Genomic DNA, 20593 nt, shown 5'->3' with positions numbered 1-20593 from the left:
CGGTGGGCGGGGCGGGGCGGCGGCGCGGCGGCGCCGGCGCTCAGTCGAGGACCAGACAGTGTTCGGGCTTCCAGCCGACCTCGACCTGCTCGCCGCCGCTCCACCGGTCCTCCATGCGGGAGCGGACGGTGTTCTGCTCCAGCACGGACACCGTGACGCCGGGGGCCAGTTCGATGAGGTAGGTGGTGGTCGGTCCGCAGTAGACGGTCTCCCGGACCACTCCGCTCACCTTGGCCATGCCCGGTTCGAAGTCGGAGAGCCAGATCTTCTCCGGGCGGATCGAGAGGCTGACCCGGCTGCCGTCGGGCACGTCGGACCGGGGGCCGACGGGCAGGGCGGGGCCTTCGTCGAGGACGACCCGGCCGGAGCGGTAGGTGCCGGGAACGAGATTGGAGGTGCCCATGAAGGAGGCCACGAAGCTGCTCGTCGGGCGCTCGTACACGTCCTCGGGCGTGCCGCACTGCTCGATGCGGCCCTCGTTCATGACGGCGAGGCGGTCCGACATGGTCAGTGCCTCGTCCTGGTCGTGGGTGACGAAGACGAAGGTGATGCCGACCTCGCGCTGGATCTGCTTGAGCTCGACCTGCATGCGGCGGCGGAGTTTGAGGTCGAGGGCGGCCAGCGGCTCGTCCAGCAGCAGGACCTGGGGGCGGTTGACGAGGGCGCGGGCGAGGGCGACGCGCTGGCGCTGGCCGCCGGAGAGGGTGGGCGGCTTGCGGCCGGCCAGTCCCCCGAGCTGGACGAGGTCGAGCATGTCGGCGACGCGCTCGCGGATCTCGGCGCGGGCGACGCCCTTGCGCTTGAGGCCGAAGGCCACGTTGTCGGCCAGCGAGAGGTGGTCGAAGAGGGCGTAGCTCTGGAAGACGGTGTTGACGTTGCGCTTGTTGGGCGGCAGGCCGGTGACGTCCTGGCCGTCGAGCAGCACGCTGCCTTCGGTGGGGTCGGCGAAGCCGCCGGTCATCCGCAGCAGGGTGGTCTTCCCGCAGCCGGAGGGGCCGAGGAGGGAGAAGAACTCGCCCGGGGCGATGTCGAGGGTGACGTCGCGGACGGCGTAGGCCTCGGAGTTGGGGTACCGCTTGCCGATCCGGTCGAGCCGGACGGCGGGGTGGTCGTACACGGGGGTCGGGTACATGGGGGTCACTTCCCGGAGAGCAGATCGAGGCCGCCACGGCGGCCGAACAGGCGCGGGATGGCGAGCGCGAGGACGATGAGTCCGATGGATCCGACGAGCATCAGGGTGCCGACGGCGTTGATGGTGGGCTGGACTCCGAACCTGATCGCCGAGTAGATGCGGACGGACAGCGGCTGCGGGTCGACGCCGGTGGTGAAGTAGGCGAGGACGAAGTCGTCGAAGACGAGGGCGAAGATCAGTACCCCGGAGGCGAGGATGCTGGGGAGCAGCGCGGGGAGCGTCACCAGGCACAGGGCCTGTCTGCGGGTGGCGCCGAGGTCCATCGCGGCCTCTTCGACCTCGGGGTTGAGGGCGGCGATGCGCGAGCGCAGGATGACCGTCACGTACGAGATGGAGAAGGTGATCTCGGCGAGCATCACGGTGCCGGTGGACAGCGTGATGCCCAGCCCCTTGAAGAGCAGCATCGCCGCGACGCCGGTGACGATCTCCGGGGTGATCAGGGGTACGAGCATGACCAGGCCGGCGAAGGAGCCGAGGCGGCCCCGGTTGCGTACGAGGCCCAGGGCCAGGGCCACGCCGAGGACGAGCGAGCCCGCCATGGCGACGAGGGACACCCGCAGGCTCATGCCGAGGGAGTCGAGGAGCACGTCGTCGTGGAAGAACGAGGTGTACCAGCGGAGGCTGACGCCGTCGAAGACGGTCAGGGACTTCTGCGCGTTGAAGGAGAACAGGACGACGACGGCGACGGGGAGGTAGAGCAGCGCGAAGAAGACCGCGGTGACGGCGATGGCGAACCGGGGCCTGCGCTCGGCTGCGCGGCGCGGCCGGCGCGGGCGCGGGGGGCGGGGCCGCGGTCCGGCGGGCCCGTGCGGACCGGCCGTGTCGCCGGGGCGAGGGGTGGTGTCCGCGGTCGTTCCGCGCGGTGAGGGAAGGGTCGTACGGGAGGCTCGGGGCCCGGGTCGGAGGGTCATCGGGCCGCCTCCGCCTCGTCCTTGCGGGTGCGCCGCAGGTAGCCGAGCATCCCGAGCAGCAGGACGGCCATCAGCAGCATGGTCAGGGCCGAGCCGAGCGGCCAGTTCTGGCCCTGGAAGAACTTGTCCTGGATCAGGTTGCCGATCATGATCTGGTCGGGACCTCCCATGAGCTGGGCGCTGACGAAGTCGCCCATGGCGGGCAGGAAGACGAGGACGCAGCCGGCGGCCGCGCCCTGCCGGGTGGCGGGGACGGTGACGAAGAGGAAGGTCCGCAGGGGGCCGCCGTAGAGGTCGCGGCCCGCTTCGATGAGCGAGGTGTCCATGCGTTCCATGGCCGCGTACAGCGGGATGACCATGAAGACGACGAAGCCGTAGACGAGTCCGGCGATGACGCCCGGGCCGGTCTGGAGGATCTTGGTGCCGTCGTCGGCGACGCCGATCGCGCGCAGGACCTTGAGCAGCGGCCCGTCGTCGGAGAGGAGCACGGACCAGCCGTACATCCGCACCAGGTAGTTGGCGAAGAACGGGACGACGATCGCGGCGATCAGCAGGTTCTTGAAGCGTCCGCCGTGCAGGGCGATCGCGTAGGCCACCGGGTAGGAAACGGCCAGGCAGATGAGGCAGGTGATCAGCGCGTAGCCGAGGGAGCGCAGCAGGACGGTGCGGTACGCCGGGTCGGCCAGCGCGGCGAAGTTGTCGGGGTTGAGTCCGAAGCGGGGGTTTCCGAGGGGGTCGGTGGTACCGAGGGCGAGGGTCGCCACCAGGAGGAGGGAGGCGAGGAGGAAGCCGGTCATCCAGAGGGTGCCGGGGAGCATGAGCCAGGTCCACAGCCGCGCCCCGGACGCGGCGGCCGTTCCTGCGCGCGGGCGGGCGGCGGGGCCGGATCGTTCGCGTCGCAGCATGTCAGCCGGCCTTCACGTCGGTCCAGGCGGCGTCGCGGTGCTGTTCGCCCTCCGCGGTGCCGTTGCGGAAGTAGCGGTCGTCCTTGAGGTCCCCAGCGGTGACCAGGCACTGGGGGAAGGGTTCGACGAGCGCGGTGTAGGTGTCCTCGGTGCCGCGGACCGGCATCGGGTAGCCGATGTACTCGATGTTCTTCTTCACGTTCTCCGGGCGGAGCATGTAGTCGATGAAGAGCATCGCGGTACCGGGGTGCTGTGCGTTGGCGGGGATGGCGTAGCAGTCGGAGTTGACGGGGGCGCCTTCACGGGCGACTTCGAAGCCGAAGACGGCGGGGTCCTCGGCCTGGGCGAGCATGGCGGCCATGTCCCCGCTCCAGGCCTGGGTCATGTCGGCGTTGCCGTTGAGCAGGTTGTTGTAACTGTCGCTGGAGAAGCCGCGCAGCCGGGGGCGGAGCGAGCGCAGGGTGTCGGTGACGCGTGCGAGGTCGCCCGGATCGCCGGTGGTGAGGTCGAGGCCGAGCTTGAGGGCTCCCATGCCGAGCACCTCGTCGCGGTCGTCGAGGACGAAGACCTTCCCCTTGGCCTGGGCGTTCCACAGGTCGTCCCAGGAGCCGGTCAGGTCGCCGAGCCGGTCGCGGCGCCAGCCGATGCCGGTCTTGAACATGGTGAAGGGGACGGTGTGGGCGGAGCCGGGGTCGTACCAGGGGTCGGCGAAGTAGTCGTAACCGCCGAACACGGACTCGGCGTTCTTCAGCCGGGTGTGGTCGATCGTGCGCAGCCTGCCGCCGGCGGCGAGGCGCTGTGACCACTTCGCGGTGGGGAAGATGATGTCGTAGCGGTTTCCCGCGTTGAGCTTGGCGGCCATGCCTTCCATGGAGTCGAAGTTCGACTGGACGACCTTGACGCCGTATTCCTTCTCGAATCCTTCGAAGACGGCGGGATCGACGAAGTCGGCCCAGTTGAAATAGACCAGGTCGCCGTCGACCTTGACGTCGATCGGTGCCTGACCGGCCGCTTCGCCGGCCGGGTCGGCGCCGGAGGCGAATCCGCAGCCGGCGGCGGCGAGGCCGAGGACCGTGGCGGTGCCGGCGCGGAGGAAGGAGCGTCTGGTCGGGCGGAGTGCCTCGGGGGACATGGGGGTCCTCTCCGTAGGGGGCCTCGGGGGGATGGGGGGCGCCGGTGTGGTGACGGGGGGCGGCGCGGACCGGTGCGACGGGTGGTGCGGCGGGGGCGGGGTGGGGCGGGGTGGGGCGGGCCTACGGCGGCGGTACGGCCGGGGGGGCCGTACGGTGGTGCCCGCGGCGGGCCTTCAGCGGGAACGGCTCACTGTCCCGCGGTGTCGAGGTCCGCCCGGATGCGGCCGGCGAACCAGCCGACCGCCGACTCGCGGCGGGACAGGGGCCCGGGTTCGAAGCCGGGGGTGGAGAGTCCCTTCTGGACGCGGGCGACCAGTTCGGCGTCCTCGTCGTTGGTGATCCAGCCGATGTGGATGTTCAGGCGCCGGGCGAGCCGGGTGCGCAGGCCGGTGCCGCGCCGGGTGTAGAACGCGCCGGGAACGGCCACCCGGTCCACCGCCGTCGGGATCGCGGTCCAGGCCAGTACGTGGTCGGGGTAGAAGTCGATGAGGGTGTTCGGGTAGATCACCGCGTACCGCCAGACCCGCCGGTCGGCCTCGGCGAGGCCGGGCATGGGGGCGGCGATGCGCTGGTAGAGGCGTTCGGCCCAGTTCGAGGACGGCTTGTCCCGCAGCGGCGAGGCGAACAGTGCGTACGAGTCCTCGATCTCGCAGGTGTAGCCCTGGTAGTCGAGCAGCCGCATCAGCCCGGGATGGGCCACCGGGACGTGGTAGCCCTCCAGGTAGTTGTCGACCGCCACCTTCCAGTTGGCCTCCTGCACCTCCGCGCCGGCCAGGTCGTGGATGCGGCTGCGGCCGACGGGCACCAGGTCGGCGCCCGCGTAGTGGCCGACCGCTTCGGCGAGCCCGGCGCACTGTTCCGCCAGCGGTACGGCGTCGGGGTCGAGGTTGACGAAGACGAAGCCGAGGAAGGATTCGACGCGGGCCGGGAACAGGCCGAGCCTGGGCTTGTCGAGGCAGGGGATCTGCCGGGCCTCCGGGGCGCCGACCAGGCTGCCGTCGAGGCGGTACGTCCAGCCGTGGTACGGGCAGCGGATGGCCTTGCCGTCCGGTTCGGGGGCGGTGACCAGGCGTGTTCCGCGGTGCCGGCACACGTTGAGGTGGGCGGCCAGGCCTCCGTCCTCGGTGCGGACGACGAGGACCTCGCGGTCGGCGACCGTGGCGGCGAGCCGGGCGCCCGGGCCGGGCAGGTCGGATTCGTGGCAGACGAGCTGCCAGGACCTGGCGAAGACCTGCCGCGTCTCGGCGGCGGCGGTGCCGGGGTCGGTGTAGTAGCGGGCTGACAGCGCGGGCCCGGGGGCGTCCTGGACCGGCGGCTGCTCGGCGGGGGTTCGTTCGGGGGCTCGTTCGGGGGTTCGTTCGGGGGCTCTGGAGTACATCGGGTGACTCCTCCGTGCCGGCTGTGCGGCGATCGGTTCGGCGTCCGGTTCAGAGAGGGAGGGCGAGACGACCCAGCGGCGGGCAGCAGGCCGAGGCGGACGCCGCAACCTTGCTGACCGATTGGACAGTCAGATTGCTGGCTGATTTCCGCCGGGTCAAGACTTGTACGCTGACCGATCGGTCAGCTAGCGTAATTCTCGTCGCTGCACCGGCGTTCCTCCACTTCTGGGCCTTTTGTCGGGCCGGACGCAGCCCCGCCACCCGGGCACCCGCCCGGGCCGGCCCCTCCCTCCCTGCCGTACGCCACCGGCGTCACCGGTGTCACCGCGCGGCGAGCCCCGGGCATCCCCGCTCCCCGCCCTCGGCTCACGTGACCGTCCGGGCCCGGACGGTCACGGAAACCCCCACCCCGCACCCCCACTCCCCTCCTCCCCCCCCTCCCGGAGGCACGCATGAGCGGTCGTCGGCGTCTGGACTGGCTCGGGCTCACCCCCGAACCCGAGCGGGAACTGCCCGCGGCGGTCGCCGCCCTGCGCGCCCCCTCGCATCGCCCGCCCGTGGCGCCCGCCGAGCTGGCGGCCGCCGAGCGGCGCCGCGTCGAACGCCTGGTCCTGCGGGGCAGCCGGCACAGCTGGCTGCGCTACCTGGCCGAGGTCACCGAGCTGGTGACCGCCGTGGCCACCGGCCCGGGGCCAGGGCCAGGGCCAGGGCCCGGCGACCGTACGGCAGCCGCCCTGCTCGCCGCCGAGGTGGTCCTCGACCACCACCGCATGCTCATCGGCCTCCCGGGACCGGGGTACGGCCGCACCGCCAGGGACCGCGCCGCGCTGGAAAGCGCCGTACGGACCCTGCGGACCACTCCCCCGACAGGAGAAAGCCGATGACCACGATCCGCCGGCCGGCGCAGCCGCCACCGGACTCCGTACTCGGAGCGTCACCCCACACGGTCGAGAACGCGGCCGCGTACCGCGCCGCCGGGGGCTATACCGCCGCCACCGGCCCGGACGAGCTGCTGCACCACCTGACCGCGTCCGGGCTGCGCGGCCGGGGAGGGGCCGGCTTCCCTGTCGCCGTCAAACTGCGCTCCGTACGGGACCGGGGCGGCCGCCCGGTGGTGGTGGCGAACGGCGAGGAGGGCGAGCCGGGTTCGGTCAAGGACCGCTGGCTGCTGCGGGCCCGGCCCCATCTGGTCCTCGACGGACTCGCCCGCGCCGCCGCCGTCACCGGCGCCGTCCGCGGCTACGTCTACCTCTCGGACCCCGAAGCGGGCGCACGCGTCCGACGGGCCCTCGCCGAACGGGACCCCGGCCTGCCCGTCGAGGTCGTCGAGACCGCCCACACCTACGTCGCCGGGGAGGAGAGCGCGGTCGTCCGCCGGATCGACGGCGGACCGGCGCTGCCCACCGCCAAACCGCCCCGCCCCTTCGAGCGGGGGGTCGGCGGCGCGCCGACCCTGGTCTCCAACGTCGAGACCCTCGCCCGGATCGCCCTCACCGCCGCCCGCCCCGACCTGCGGGACCGGATCGCGGACTCCACCCTGGTCACCCTGTCCGGCGGGCCCGCCGCCCCGGTCCTCACCGAAGTCCCCTTCGGCACGCCGCTGCGCACCCTGGCGTCCCTGCTCGGCACCCCGGAGGCCACCGGCGCGCTGATGGGCGGCCTGTTCGGCGGGCTCGTCGACGCCGCCGCCGTGGACCGCCTCCCCCTCGAACCCGGCGCGCTCGCCACCGCCGGCACCGCCCTGGGCTGCGGGGCGATCCGCTTCCTGTCCCCCGGCACCTGCCCGGTGAGCGCCGCCGCCGACGCGGCCGGCCACCTCGCGGCCGAGAGCGCCCGCCAGTGCGGGGTCTGCGTGTCCGGGACCAGGGCTGTGGGCGAGGCCCTGTACGCCCTCGCCGCCGGGACGGCCGCGCCGGACACCGCCGACAGCCTGCGGCGCTGGTCGCAGGGGCTGCGGGGGCGGGGCGCCTGCGGCCTGCTCGACGCCGCCGCGGGGATCGCGGGCAGCCTCCTCCACGCCTTCCCCCACCTCGTCCATTCCCATCTCGCCGCGCCGTGCCCGGTGTGCGCGGCCTCCGATCCCGCGGACGGCCGCCGGCGCCTCACGGTCGCCGTACCCGACGTGGCCCCGCCCGGCATGGCCCCATCCGCCAGGGCCGCGTCCGCAACGGCCGTGCCGACGGCCGCCGCCCTCCCGACCCCGTTGCCCGCCCTGAAGGGAACATCGTGAAACTCCTGCTGGACTCCACCCGCTGCCAGGGCTACGGGCTGTGCCAGGAACACGCACCCGGCCTGGTCGAACTCGACGAATGGGGCTACGCGAAGGTCATCGCCGTCGCGGTCCCGTCCGGTACCGAGGAAGCGGCGCGCGCCTGCGCCGAGAGCTGCCCCAACTCCGCCCTCCGAGTGGAGAAGTGACATGGGACGCGATCTGACCGCCCTCTTCGACCCCCGCTCCGTCGCCGTGGTCGGCGCCAGCGACGACCCCGCCAAGTACGGGCACGCCGTGGCCTCCCAGGCGCTGCGCGCCGACGGGCGGCGGCCGGTGCACCTGGTGAACCGGCGCGGCGGCACCGTCCTCGGCAGACCGGCCGCCCCGTCCCTCGCCGCGATCGGCGAACCCGTCGAACTGGTGGTGGTCTCCGTCCCCGGCGACGGCTTCGAGGCGGCCGTCGACGACGCCCTGGCCTGCGGGGCGAAGGCGATCGTCGGCATCACGGCGGGCTTCGCCGAGGCCGGCCCGGCGGGCCTGGCCCGCCAGCGCGCGGTCGTCGCCCGCGTCCGGGAGGCCGGAGCCGTCCTGGTCGGCCCCAACTGCCTGGGCATCGCCGACAACACGACCGAGCTCTACCTCGCCTCGGACCGCTTCGCGCCCGGCGGTGTCGCCCTGCTGAGCCAGAGCGGCAACCTCGCGCTCGAACTCCAGCTCCGCGGCGCCCCGCACGGGCTGGGCTTCTCCCGGTTCGTCTCGCTCGGCAACCAGGCCGACGTGACCCTCGTCGACCTCGTCGAGGACTGTGCCCGCCACGAGGCCACCACGTCGATCGCCGTGTACGCCGAGGACTTCGGCGACGGCAGGGCCTTCGCCCGGGCCGCCGCCGCGGCGGGCAAGCCGGTGGTCCTGCTCACCGCCGGACGGGGCACCGCCTCCGCGCGCAGCGCGCAGTCGCACACCGGGGCGCTCACCACCTCCGCCGACGTGGTGGCCGCGGCCTGCCGCGACGCGGGAGTGGAACTGGTGCGCACGCCAAGGGAGATGACGGTCGTCCTGGCCGCCCTGAGCGCCCGGCCGGGCCGCCCGCACACGAAGGGACGCCGGAGCGGCGCCCGGACCGCGGTCTTCACCGACGGCGGAGGCCACGGCGCCATCGCCGCCGACGCCGCCGAGGACGCCGGACTCCGCGTGCCGGAACTGGGCGCGGCCACCCAGGCGCGGCTGCGGACCGTGCTGTGGCAGCAGTCCGCGGTCGGCAACCCGGTCGACCTGGCCGGCATGGGCGAGCAGGAGCCCCTCTCGTACGCCGACACGGTCGCGGAGCTCCTCGCCGCCGAGGAGGTCGACGCGGTCCTGATGACGGGCTACTTCGGTGGCTACGCCGCCTCCGACGGCGGTCTCGGCGGCGGACCGGCCGGCGGCTCCGTGCTCGCCGAGGGCGAGACGCTGGCCGCGGAGAAGATCGTCACGCACCTGGCGGCCGCACCGAAGCCGCTGGTCGTGCAGTCGATGTACCCGCGGTCGCCGAGCTGCCGGGTGCTGGCCGAAGCGGGGGTGCCGGTGTTCGCCGCCACCGAGGACGCGGCCCGCGCGCTGGCGGCGATGACCGGCCGGGCAGCGGACGGCGGCGGCGGCGAGGACGCGGGGGAGCTGCCGGAGTTCCCCGCGCTGCCCACCCCGGCCGCGCCGCTGCGGGACGCCGGGTACCACGGGGTGCGGACGCTGCTCGCCGCCGCCGGCGTGCCCTTCCCGGCCGCGCGTGAGATCACCGACGAGGCCGGAGTGGTCGCCGCCGCCGGTGAGTTCGAGGGCCCGTACGTGCTCAAGGCCCTGCACCTGCTGCACAAGTCGGACGCGGGCGGCGTCGCGCTGCGGCTGGCCGACCGGGAGGCGCTCCTCGTCGCGTACCGGGAGATGCACGCCCGGCTCGGCGCCCCCGCCTACTCGGTCGAGGCGATGGCCGACCTCTCGGACGGCATCGAGCTGATCGTCGGAGTCAACCACGACCCGCGGTTCGGGCCGGTGGCCATGGTCGGGCTCGGCGGCGTCCTCACCGAGAGCCTGCGCGACGTCGCCTTCGCCCTCGCCCCCGTACCGGCCGGGCGGGCCGAGGCCCTGCTGCGCGGGCTGCGGACCGCCGCGCTGCTGGACGGCGTCCGCGGCCGGCCGGCCGTGGACGTGGCCGCCGCGGCCGCCGTGATCGAACGCATCACGACGGTGGCCGCGGCCCATCCGGAGATCGCCGAGCTGGAGGTCAACCCCCTGCTGGTACGCCCGGACGGCGCCCTCGCCCTGGACGCCCGGGCCGTCCTCGGCTGACCCCCGACGCTCCCCCGCCCCCCTCTGGCTCCCTCATCCCTGGCACCCTCATCCCTTCCACCGGAGGACACCGCACCATGGACTTCCGTTACACCCCCGAGCAGGCCGACCTCAAGGCCCGTGCCGCCGCCTACGCCCGGCTCCTGATGGAGTACGAGGACCGGTCCGAGGAGGCCGGCGGCCCGCTGTCGGCCGACACGGTCCGCGAACTGACCCGCGCCGCCATGGACGCCGGTGTCTACGCGATCAACATGCCCGCCGCCTGGGGCGGTGCCGGCCTGTCCCTGCTGGACCAGGTCATCGTCGAGGAGGAGTTCGGCAAGGTCACCAACTGCCTCTGGGACATACCCTGGCGGCCCGCGAACGTCCTCGCGTACGGGACCGAGGCGCAGCGGGAGAAGTACCTGCTGCCCGTCATCCGGGGCGAGCGGTTCGACGCGTTCGCGGTCACCGAGCCCGGGGCGGGCTCCGACCCCGGCTCGGGCACGAGCACCGCGACCCGGACCGACGGCGGCTGGCTGTTGAACGGCGAGAAGTGGTTCGTGACCTGCGGTGACATCGCCGATTTCCTGCTGGTGCAGGCGGACGCGGGCCCGGAGCGGGCCGCGACCCTGTTCTTCGTGGACAAGCACGCACCGGGTGTGGAGATGACGCGGGTCCCGCGCTTCATGCACTCCGCGGTGAACGGGCATCCCGAGTTCACCTTCACCGACGTGTTCGTCGCCGACGAGGACGTGCTCGGCGGTGTCGGCAACGGGTACGAGCTGACCAAGGAGTGGTTCACCGACGAGCGGCTGATGATCGCCGCCCGGACCGTCGGCGCCGCCGAACGGGCGCTGGAGCTCGCCCGCGACTGGGCGGTGCGGCGACGCCAGTTCGGCTCGCCCATCGCCGACTTCCAGCTGATCCAGGGCATGCTCGCCGACTGCGCCGTGGACATCGCCGTCAACCGCGCCTACACCCACCAGGTCGCCTGGGAAGCCGACCAGCCGCACACCGACCGCAAGACCCTGCACGCCAAGGCGTCGACGGCGAAGCTCGCGGCGAGCGAGGCCGCCGGGCGGGTGGTCGACCGGTGCGTGCAGATCTTCGGCGGCCGCGGCTACGACCGCTCGTACCCGGTCGAGCGCATGTACCGCGAGCTGCGCGTCGACCGCATCTGGGAGGGCACCTCCGAGATCCAGCGCCTGATCATCGCCAACGAGCTGATCAAGCGCGGCACACGGGCGCTCGCCCTGCCCGCCTCCTGACCACCCCTGCCGCGACCCGCCCCCGTACCGCACCCCTCACCCCTCACCCCGCACCCCGCACCCCGCACCCGCGATCACAAGGACCACAGACATGGACTTCCGTCTCACCGCCCGTCAGGAAGAGCTCAGGGACTCGGCGCGCGCCCTCACCGAGTTCATCACGAAGTACGAGCTCGACTGCGAGGAGAACAACGGCCTGCCCCCGCAGGCCCACGCCGAGATCCGCGACGCCGTCCTCGACAGCGGCCTGCAGGCCGTCAACATGCCGGCGGAGTGGGGCGGCGCCGGCCTCACCATCCTGGAGCAGGTCACGGTCCAGGCCGAGCTCGGGCGGCTCACCGGCGCCCTGTGGGACATGGTGTGGCGTCCCGCCAACGCGCTGTCCTTCTGCACGCCGGAGCAGCGCGAGCGGTACCTCGTCCCCGTCATCCGGGGGCAGCGCCGCGACTGCTACGCGGTGAGCGAGCCCGAGGCCGGCTCCGACCCGCAGAGCCTGAGGACCACGGCGACGCGGACCGCGGACGGCTGGGTGCTGAACGGCGAGAAGTGGTTCGTCACCGTCGGCGACCACGCCGACTTCATGATCGTGCTCGCCGCGGCCGGGGACGAGGGGGCGCCGACCCTGTTCCTCGTCGACAAGGACACCCCGGGCATCGAGATGACCCGGGTGCCCCGCTGGATGCACACCTTCGTCTACGAGCACCCCGAGTTCACCTTCACCGACGTGCACGTCCCGGCGGACGCGGTGCTCGGGGAGGTGGGCAACGGCTACGACATCACCCGCTCCTGGTTCACCGAGGAACGGCTGATGATCGCCGCGCGGACGATCGGGGCGGCCGAGCGCGCCCTGGAACTCGCCCGCGACTGGGCGGTGGAGCGTCGCCAGTTCGGCTCGCCCATCGCCGACTTCCAGCTGATCCAGGGCATGCTCGCCGACTGCGCCGTCGACATCGCCGTCAACCGCGCCTACACCCACCAGGTCGCCTGGGAGGTCGACGAGGGCGGGATCGACCGCAAGACGCTCCACGCCAAGGCGGCCATCGCCAAGCTGTCGGCGAGCGAGGCCTCGGGCCGGGTCATCGACCGGTGCCTGCAGATCTTCGGCGGCCGCGGCTACGACCGCTCGTACCCGGTCGAGCGGCTCTACCGCGAACTGCGCGTCGACCGCATCTGGGAGGGCACCTCCGAGATCCAGCGCCTGATCATCGCGGGTGAACTCGTCAAGCGCGGCACGGGAGTTCTGCGGCTGCCGGTGACGCGGTGAGCGATGTGGAGCGCGTCGGGATCGTGGGCTGCGGGCTGATGGGATCCGGCATCGCCGAGGTCTGTGCCCGCGCCGGACGCGACGTCGTGGTGGTGGAGGCGGACCGGACCGTCGCGGACGCCGGCCTGGAACGGATCGAGCGCTCCCTGGCCCGGGCCGCGGCGGCCGGGAAGCTGACCGCCTCCGACCAGGACGCCGCGATCGGCCGGATCACGCTGACCACGGACATGTCCCTGCTGGCGGACCGGGACCTGGTCGTCGAGGCGGTGGCCGAGGACGAGCGGGCCAAGCTGGAGGTGTTCGCACGGCTGGACCGGGTGGTGGAGCGCCGGGACGCCGTGCTGGCGACGAACACCTCGTCCATCCCGGTCATCCGGCTGGCCGCCGCCACCTCGCGGCCGGCCCAGGTCGTCGGCCTGCACTTCTTCAACCCCGTCCCGGTGCTCCCCCTGGTGGAGCTGGTCCCCTCGCTGCTCACCGGCGAGGAAACCGCCCGGCGCGCGCGGGAGTTCGCCTCCGGGGTGCTGGGCAAACGGGTGGTCCGCGCCCAGGACCGGGCGGGCTTCGTGGTGAACGCGCTCCTCGTGCCGTACCTGCTCGCCGCGGTGCGGATGGCCGAGTCCGGGATCGCCTCGGCCGAGGACATCGACCAGGGGATGACCCTGGGCTGCGCCCACCCGCTGGGGCCGCTGGCCCTGGCCGACCTGATCGGGCTGGACACCGTCCAGGCCATCGCCCGGTCGATGTACGCGGAGTACCGGGAGCCCCTCTACGCCCCGCCGCCGCTGCTGGCCCGGATGGTGGACGCGGGCCTGCTCGGCCGCAAGACGGGCCGGGGCTTCCACACCTACGCCTGACCCGATGAGGGGCCCAGTTCCCCGCCCCCGTTCCCGGCCGCCGCGGTCCAACGGCCGGGGACCGGGGGCCCGATGCGCGAGGATGGTGTCCGGCGGGTCCGGCCGCCGGGCCTTGCGCCCACCACCCGCTCAACCACCCACCCACCGACCCAACGGGCGCCGACACGGGGAGCAGCCAACGTGACCAAGGCCGAGCGCGCACTCGAAACGCGGGAACGCATCCTCACGGCCGCGTGCGAGGTGATCGCGGACATCGGTTTCGAGCACGTCAGCATGCGCAAGGTCGCCGAGCACGCCGGTGTCTCGAAGGCCCTGCTGCACTACCACTTCGACACCCGCGAGAAGCTCTTCGCCGAGGCGATGACGCACTCCTTCGCCCGGACCGGCACGGACACCGGGAGCGACACCGGTACGGACCCGGCCGCGGTCGTCCTGGCCCGCATCGTGCGCAGCATGCTGCCCACGGACGAGGAGCTCCGCCAGGACTGGAAGCTCTGGCAGGAGCTGTGGGTGCGCGCGCTGCGCGACGGGACGGCCCGGACCCTCGCCGTCGACCTGTACGACCAGCTGCACGCGTGGGTCGCCGGGACCGTGGAACGGGGCATCGCGTCGGGCGAGTTCACCGACTGCGACGTCGCCGCGATCGGCACGCTGGTGCTGGCGCTGTGCGACGGCCTCGGCATCCGCCTGATGCTGGACGACCCCCGGGTCGACCTCGCCACGGCCCAGTCGACGGTCTGGCGGGCCATCGCGCCCGCCCTCGGGATCGCGCCGGTGTTCCCGGAGGTCTGACGGCACCGGGCCGGCGGATTGTTCGGGGAATGTACGGGCGGCGGCGCGCCCGCCGCAATGCCGGGTCGACGGGGTTAGCATCGACGGTGTTTCCGCACGTGAGAGGCAGTGATGACGGGTTCGGAGTCCAAGGGCCTCGTGCTGATCGTCGAGGACGAGCGCCACATCTCCGACGTCCAGAGGCTCTACCTGTCGCGCGAGGGCTTCGGTGTCCACGTCGAGGCCGACGGGAGCGCCGGACTCGCGGCCGCGCGGCGGATGCGTCCGGTGGCCATCGTGCTGGACATCGGCCTGCCGGGCACGGACGGCATCTCCTTCTGCCGTGCCCTGCGCGACGCGGGCGACTGGACGCCGGTGCTGCTGGTCACGGCGCGCGGTGAGGAGGCCGACCGGATCCTGGGCCTGGAACTGGGCGCGGACGACTACCTGACCAAGCCGTTCTCGCCGCGCGAGCTGGTCGCACGGGTCAAGACCGTACTGCGCCGGGCAGCGGGTCCACCCGCGCCGCCGGCCGAGAGCCTCGGCGGGCTCAGCGTGGACCCGGTCAGCCGGACCGTGCGCCGCGACGGTGAGCCGGTGGAGCTCACGGCCACCGAGTTCAACCTGTTGGCGCACCTGCTCCGGCACGTGGGGCAGGTCTTCACCCGTGAGCAGCTGCTCGCCCAGGTGTGGGGCTACCCGGGCTACCGCGACACGAGGATGGTCGACGTCTTCGTCTCGCAGCTGCGCGCCAAGCTCGGCGACGCGAGCCCGATCCGTACGGTCCGGGGCGTCGGGTACAGCGCGATCGCCCCGCGCACGTGAACCGTCCCCGCCCCGGCTCCGGTACCCGTGGCTCGCTCGCGCGCAACATCGTGGTGCTGAGCACCGTGGTGGCGGCGCTCGCCGTGGCGCTCACCGGGCTGATCGCCTGGCAGACCGCCGCGCACGGCGCGGAGCAGCGCGAACGCGACCAGCTAGCACGTCAGGCGACGGTGCTCAGCCGCCTGCCGGCGCTGTCCGAGGCGCTCTTCACCGGCGCCCAGGTCCTGGCGGGGCCCAACGGGGTGCAGCTCGCGGTCATCGCCCCGGACGGCGCGGTGAGCGGAACGGCCACCCCGGCCGTCGACCGGGCGTCGAAATCAGCACTGCTGGCCGGGGAGCAGGTCTCCACCACGGGCATCCTCGGCGGCGAGGAGGTGCTGCTGGTGGGGCGGCCCGGCGTACGCGGCGGCGCCGTCGTGCTGACCGAGCCGTACGCGGTGGTCAGCGAGAACACGAACCAGATCCGCCGCAACGTGATCGTGCCGCTGATCGTCGGCATGCTCGGCGCGGCCCTGGCCGGGGCCCTCCTGGCCCGGCGCATCGCCCGTCCGCTGGTGCGGGCCTCGCAGATCGCGCACCGGCTGGCCGACGGCGAACGCGGCGTGCCGGCCCCCGTCGACGGTCCCCGGGAGACCGCGGACATCGGGCGGGCCCTCAACGTCCTGGACGAGGCGCTGGCGCACAGCGAGAACCGGCAGCGGGAGTTCCTGCTCTCCGTCTCCCATGACCTGCGCACTCCGCTGACCGCGTTGCAGGGATACGCCGAGGCGCTCGCCGACGGGTTGATCGAGCCGGAGCGGGTGCCCGAGGTCGGCGGCGTCCTGGCCGACGAGACCCGGCGCCTGGACCGGTTCCTGGGGGACCTGCTGGACCTGGCCCGGCTGGAGGCGGACGACTTCCGTCTCGACATGGCCGCCGCCGACCTGGGCGCGGTCGTCGCCGAGGCCGCCGCCTTCTGGACGGGCCCCTGCGCCCGCCACGGTGTCGGGCTCCGGCTGGAGCGGCCCGGGCGGCCCGTCGTCGTCGAGACGGACGCCTTCCGGGTCCGGCAGCTGATCGACGGCCTGGTGCAGAACGCCCTGCGGGTCACGCCCGAGGGCGCGCCCCTGGTCCTCGCCGTCCGCGCCGCCCCGGACGGCGGGGCCGAGCTGCAGGTCCGCGACGGCGGGCCGGGCCTCACCGAGGACGACGTGCGCATCGCCTTCGACCACGGCGCCCTCCACGAGCGCTACCGGGACAGCCGCCCGGTCGGCTCCGGCCTGGGCCTGGCCATCGCCCACCGGCTGACCGGCCGCCTCGGTGGCGCCATCCGCGTCGAGGGGCACGGGCCGGAGGGCGGCGCCTGCTTCACCGTCAGCCTTCCGCCGGCGCCCGAGACCGTGTGAGCGGGCGCGGCTCCTCTTCCCGGCGGGCGCGCGGGTGCCCGTACATTCCCCGAACAATGCGCCCACGCCCCCCTTACAGGCGCCGCGCACCATGAGGTCCCATGAACACTCCATCGGCCGGGGGGCCGGGTCTCCTCCATCGGATCGGAAGCCGGTGTGCCCGGCACGCCTGGCGGGTCGTCGCCCTGTGGGTGGTGCTGCTGGCCGGTCTCGGGCTGGCGAATCATGTGTGGGGCGGATCCTTCGCCGACAGCTTCTCCCTGCCGGGTACCTCCACGCAGACCGGCGCCGACCTGCTCAAGGCCCACACCAGCGGCTCCGGCGGCACGGCCGCCCCCATCGTGATCACCTCCGACCAGGGTTCGGTCACCGGTCACCGGGCCGCGATCGAATCGTCCGTGGACCGCCTGCGCCGGCTGCCCGACGTCCTGTCGGTGGCCGACCCGCTCACCACGCCCGGGGCGGTCTCCGCGAACGGCGGGACCGCCCAGATCACCGTCCGCTTCGACGGGAACCCGGCGACCTTCGAACCCTCCTACCTCACCGGGGTCGACAGCGCCGTCGAGCCGCTGCGCGCGGACCAGGTCACCGTCGAGTACGGGGCCCCGCTCGGGCAGCTGGCCACGCCCAAGTCCGCCGACCACACCTCGGAGGCCATCGGTCTGGCCGTCGCCGTGCTCGTGCTGCTGATCGGCTTCGGCAGCGTCGCAGCCACCGGTCTGCCGCTGCTGACGGCCGTGCTCGGCCTGGCCGTCAGCCTGGCCGGTCTCGGACTGCTCGCCGGGTCCTTCGACTTCGCGCAGGCGTCCCCGACCCTGGCCGCGATGATGGGCCTCGGCGTCGGCATCGACTACGCGCTGTTCCTGGCCACCCGCTACCGGGCGCTGCTCCAGGCGGGCGCGGAGCCGGTCGAGGCGGTCGGGCGTACGGTCGCCACCAGCGGGCGTGCGGTGCTGGTGGCCGCCGCCACGGTCGCCATGGCCCTGGGCGGGCTCTGCGTCTCCGGTGTGGGCTTCATCGGCACGCTCGGCGTCGCGGCGGGGATCAGCGTGGTCGTGGCGGCCGCCGCGACCGTGACGCTGACTCCGGCCCTGCTGGGCCTGCTCGGCAGCCGCATCGACCGCCTCCACGTGCGCACCCCGGTCGCCGAACCCACCGGCGAGGGCGACGTCTGGCACCGCTGGGCCGTCACGGTCAGCAGGCGCCCCTGGCTGTTCCTGGTCAGCGGTCTGCTCGTGCTCGGCGTCCTGGCCGTCCCGGTCGCGTCCATGCGGCTCGGGCACGTGGACGCCGGAGCGCAGTCCACCGGCAGGACCGACCGCCGGGCCTACGACCTGATCACCGAGGGCTTCGGCCCCGGCGCCAACGGTCCGCTCACCGTCGTGGCCCACCTCGACAGCCGGCAGGTCGCCGACGGAGCCCGGCGCCAGGAGCTCGCCGCCTCGCTCCAGCGGGAACTGGCCGCCGTACCGGGCGTGGCATCGGTGACGACCCCGGTGCCCAGCCCGGACAACGTCCTGCTCATCACCACGGTCACCCCGGCCACCGGACCGCAGGACGGCGCCACCGCCGACCTGATCCACACCTTGCAGGACGAGACGGTGCCGCGGGCGCTTTCGGGCACGGGTGCCACGGGCTATGTCACCGGTACCGCCGCCGCCACCCAGACCTTCACCGACACCCTCACCGCCAAACTGCCCCTGATCATCGGTGTGGTCGTGGCCGCGGCCTTCCTGCTGCTGCTCACCGTCTTCCGCAGTCCGCTGATCGCGCTCAAGGCGGCCGTGCTCAACCTGTTCTCGATCGCCGCCGCGTACGGGGTGGTCGTCGCGGTCTTCCAGTGGGGCTGGGGCGGCGAGCTGTTCGGCGTCACCGAGAAGGTGCCCGTCGAGTCGTACGTGCCGATGATGATGTTCGCGATAGTCTTCGGACTCTCCATGGACTACGAGGTCTTCCTGCTGTCCCGGATCCGCGAGGCGTGGCTGCACCGGGAGGACAACCACCTGGCCGTCGCCACCGGCCTCGCCGCCACGGCCCGCGTCATCACCTGCGCCGCCATGATCATGACCAGCGTCTTCCTGGCCTTCCTGCTCTCCGCGAACGTCGCCGTCAAGATGCTCGCCCTCGGCCTGGGCGTCAGCGTGATCATCGATGCCACGGTGGTCCGTCTGCTGCTGGTGCCGGCGTCCATGTACCTCTTCGGGCGGGCGAACTGGTGGCTCCCCGGCTGGCTGGACCGGCTCCTTCCGCATCTCGACCCGGAAGGCCCGGCCGCCGCGCCCGCACCGTCTCCCCTGTCCACCCCAGCACTTCCGGCCGCGGTCCAGGCCACGACCGATCAAGGAGTCCGGCGATGAAACAGCGCCTGACGAAGACCCGCGCGGCCCTGCGCCGCCACCTCGTCCTCACCATCACGACCACGGCGGTCCTGCTGTCCGCCGTCGCCGCGGGCGCGGCCGAGTTCACCGCCCGCGCCGTGATCCGCAACCACGTCACGCAGGCGGCGCCCGGCCTCGGTGGCGACGTGGCGGTCGGCGTGGCCGACGACTGGGCCCTGTGGGACCTGGCGCGGGGGAACATCCCCCGGCTCGACATCAGCAGCGACGACGCCCGGGTCGGGCGCCTCCCCCAGGTCCGCGTCCGCGCACGGCTGGACGACGTCCGCCTCGGCGACGGGGGCACCGTCGGCGGCACGCACGCCGAGGTGACCGCCTCGACGCAGTCCCTCGCCGCCGCGATCCGGACGGCCGTACCCGCCGTCCCGGTGTCCGCCGTCACCACCGATCCGGCGCGCGGGACCGTCCTCGCCTCCGTCGGCCCGGGCGGCGCCGGACAGCTGACGCTGCGTCCCGTACTGGCGGACGGCAAGGTCACCCTCGCCGTGGACGGGCTCACCGTGTTCGGCCACTCCGTCCCCACCGGGCAGTTCGGCATGGGCGAGGGCGCTCTCGGCCCGGAGGCGGATGCGCCGGAGAAGTACCCGCTGGGGCTCAAGGCCACGTCCGTACGCGTCCAGGCGGACGGCCTCCACGTCGCCCTGACGGGCGGCCCGGCCCCCCTGGCGGGTGCCTGACACCGACGGGATCGGGGGTCGGCCCGCGCGTCCGCTCGCGTACCGGGGACGGCAGGGAATCCTGGGGCGACAGCCCTACGGACCCTGGAGCGCTGATGCGCACATGAGCCACGACCCCGCCGACGCCCCCGGCCCCCCGCCGGCCGCCGCTCCCGGCAACGGGCCCGCCGTCTCCCGCCGGGAGTTCGACGCGCTCTTCGACGAGGTCCGCACGTGGGGCCGGTGGGCGGCGGCCGACCGCGGCGCCTGGAACAGGGTGACGGCGGACCACGTGCGGCGGGCCGCCGCCCTGGTCCGGTCCGGGACGGTCGTCCCGATGGCCCGGCCCTGGGACACCCGGCCCGGTCCGGACAACGCGAAGCCCGCCCTGCACCACATGTCGGACCTCGGCGACGTGGAGGCCCCGGAGCCGTCCGTCTACAAGGACTTCCTGGCCGTGGACTACCACGGCAAGGGCGTCAGCCACCTCGACGCACTGTCACACGTCGCCTACCGGGGGCAACTGTACGACGGCCGTGCGGCCCGCGACTGCGTCGATGCCGCGGGCGCCCGCTTCGGCGCGGTGTCGGCGCTCGGCCCGCTGGTCACCAGGGGCGTACTGGTCGACCTGCCGGCCGTCCTCGGGATCGAATGGCTCGATCCCGGGCGCGCGGTGCACGCGCGGGACCTCATCGCCGCCGAGCAGGCGCTCGGTGTGACGATCGGGGACGGCGACGCGGTGCTGCTGCGCTCCGGCGCCTTCCGCCGCCGACGCGAAGCCGGCCCCTGGGACCCCGGCGGGGCGAGCGCGGGCTGGCACGTGGACGCCGTGCCGCTGCTGGCCGAGCGCGCCATCGCGCTGCTCGGGGGCGACGGGGACAGCGACGTCCGGCCCTCGCCCGTCGAGGGGCTGCACTCCCCCGTGCACACGCTCGCCGTCACCGCGATGGGAGTGCCGCTGCTGGACAACCTCGATCTGGAACCGCTCTCCGCCGCCTGCGCCGAAACGGGCCGATACGCCTTCATGCTCGTCGTGACGCCGCTGAACGTCCCGGGCGGGACGGGTTCGCCCGTCAATCCTGTCGCGATCCTGTGAGGGCGAGCCCGAGGAATATACTCAAATCTGTCGATTCAG

At 73.5% G+C, this 20593-nt stretch carries 18 protein-coding genes; 13 read left to right on the top strand and 5 right to left on the bottom strand.

Annotated features, from left to right (window positions below):
* Positions 1-40 precede the first annotated feature (40 nt).
* The 5 genes from AB0D29_RS21615 to AB0D29_RS21595 form a co-directional block, all read right to left on the bottom strand.
* Positions 41-1132, bottom strand: a complete 1092-nt coding sequence (locus AB0D29_RS21615; protein ID WP_362856296.1) for an ABC transporter ATP-binding protein — start codon at positions 1130-1132, stop codon at positions 41-43.
* A gap of 5 nt (positions 1133-1137) precedes the next feature.
* Positions 1138-2103: an ABC transporter permease gene (locus AB0D29_RS21610; protein ID WP_362856294.1), complete on the bottom strand. Its 966-nt coding sequence runs from the start codon at positions 2101-2103 to the stop codon at positions 1138-1140.
* Positions 2100-3008, bottom strand: coding sequence for an ABC transporter permease (locus tag AB0D29_RS21605; RefSeq protein WP_362856292.1), 909 nt, complete (start codon positions 3006-3008; stop codon positions 2100-2102). The genes AB0D29_RS21610 and AB0D29_RS21605 overlap by 4 nt, the downstream gene beginning before the upstream one ends.
* Position 3009: 1 nt before the next feature.
* Positions 3010-4140 (bottom strand): spermidine/putrescine ABC transporter substrate-binding protein, encoded by a 1131-nt coding sequence (locus tag AB0D29_RS21600; protein ID WP_362856290.1) that lies wholly within the window; start codon positions 4138-4140, stop codon positions 3010-3012.
* A 188-nt stretch (positions 4141-4328) separates the two neighbouring features.
* Complete coding sequence (locus AB0D29_RS21595) at positions 4329-5519, bottom strand: aromatic ring-hydroxylating dioxygenase subunit alpha (RefSeq protein ID WP_362856288.1); 1191 nt, start codon at positions 5517-5519, stop codon at positions 4329-4331.
* Positions 5520-5972: 453 nt separating this feature from the next.
* Between AB0D29_RS21595 and AB0D29_RS21590 the strand changes: the two genes are divergently transcribed.
* From AB0D29_RS21590 to AB0D29_RS21530, 13 genes are all read left to right on the top strand, one after another.
* Entirely contained in the window at positions 5973-6404 is a 432-nt protein-coding gene (locus AB0D29_RS21590) for a hypothetical protein (RefSeq protein ID WP_362856286.1), read from the top strand.
* Positions 6401-7750, top strand: coding sequence for an NADH-ubiquinone oxidoreductase-F iron-sulfur binding region domain-containing protein (locus tag AB0D29_RS21585; RefSeq protein ID WP_362856284.1), 1350 nt, complete (start codon positions 6401-6403; stop codon positions 7748-7750). The genes AB0D29_RS21590 and AB0D29_RS21585 overlap by 4 nt, the downstream gene beginning before the upstream one ends.
* A complete protein-coding gene (locus AB0D29_RS21580; RefSeq protein WP_351297993.1) occupies positions 7747-7938 on the top strand; it encodes a ferredoxin in 192 nt (63 codons plus the stop codon). Before AB0D29_RS21585 ends, AB0D29_RS21580 begins: the two co-directional genes overlap by 4 nt.
* A 1-nt stretch (position 7939) precedes the next feature.
* On the top strand, positions 7940-10054 hold the full coding sequence (locus tag AB0D29_RS21575; RefSeq protein ID WP_362856282.1) for an acetate--CoA ligase family protein: 2115 nt from the start codon (positions 7940-7942) through the stop codon (positions 10052-10054).
* A gap of 77 nt (positions 10055-10131) precedes the next feature.
* Positions 10132-11304, top strand: coding sequence for an acyl-CoA dehydrogenase family protein (locus AB0D29_RS21570; RefSeq protein ID WP_362856280.1), 1173 nt, complete (start codon positions 10132-10134; stop codon positions 11302-11304).
* Between the two features lie 91 nt (positions 11305-11395).
* Positions 11396-12568, top strand: coding sequence for an acyl-CoA dehydrogenase (locus AB0D29_RS21565; RefSeq protein WP_362856278.1), 1173 nt, complete (start codon positions 11396-11398; stop codon positions 12566-12568).
* Complete coding sequence (locus AB0D29_RS21560; RefSeq protein WP_362856276.1) at positions 12565-13425, top strand: 3-hydroxybutyryl-CoA dehydrogenase; 861 nt, start codon at positions 12565-12567, stop codon at positions 13423-13425. Before AB0D29_RS21565 ends, AB0D29_RS21560 begins: the two co-directional genes overlap by 4 nt.
* A gap of 180 nt (positions 13426-13605) precedes the next feature.
* Positions 13606-14217, top strand: a complete 612-nt coding sequence (locus tag AB0D29_RS21555; RefSeq protein ID WP_362856275.1) for a TetR/AcrR family transcriptional regulator — start codon at positions 13606-13608, stop codon at positions 14215-14217.
* Positions 14218-14328: 111 nt separating this feature from the next.
* Positions 14329-15021 carry a response regulator transcription factor gene (locus AB0D29_RS21550; protein WP_362856273.1) on the top strand — a complete coding sequence of 231 codons (693 nt, stop codon included), beginning with the start codon at positions 14329-14331 and terminating at the stop codon, positions 15019-15021.
* Positions 15018-16406 (top strand): HAMP domain-containing sensor histidine kinase, encoded by a 1389-nt coding sequence (locus tag AB0D29_RS21545; RefSeq protein WP_362856271.1) that lies wholly within the window; start codon positions 15018-15020, stop codon positions 16404-16406. Before AB0D29_RS21550 ends, AB0D29_RS21545 begins: the two co-directional genes overlap by 4 nt.
* A gap of 101 nt (positions 16407-16507) precedes the next feature.
* Positions 16508-18763 carry an MMPL family transporter gene (locus tag AB0D29_RS21540; protein WP_362856269.1) on the top strand — a complete coding sequence of 752 codons (2256 nt, stop codon included), beginning with the start codon at positions 16508-16510 and terminating at the stop codon, positions 18761-18763.
* Positions 18760-19479, top strand: a complete 720-nt coding sequence (locus AB0D29_RS21535; protein WP_362856267.1) for an LmeA family phospholipid-binding protein — start codon at positions 18760-18762, stop codon at positions 19477-19479. The genes AB0D29_RS21540 and AB0D29_RS21535 overlap by 4 nt, the downstream gene beginning before the upstream one ends.
* A 103-nt stretch (positions 19480-19582) precedes the next feature.
* On the top strand, positions 19583-20554 hold the full coding sequence (locus tag AB0D29_RS21530) for a cyclase family protein (protein ID WP_362856265.1): 972 nt from the start codon (positions 19583-19585) through the stop codon (positions 20552-20554).
* Positions 20555-20593 lie beyond the last annotated feature (39 nt).

It is taken from the genome of Streptomyces sp. NPDC048424 (assembly GCF_040651555.1).
Taxonomy (GTDB): Bacteria; Actinomycetota; Actinomycetes; order Streptomycetales; family Streptomycetaceae; genus Streptomyces.
Note: the sequence above shows the minus strand (reverse complement) of the source record. Positions and strands in the feature narration are given on the sequence as shown.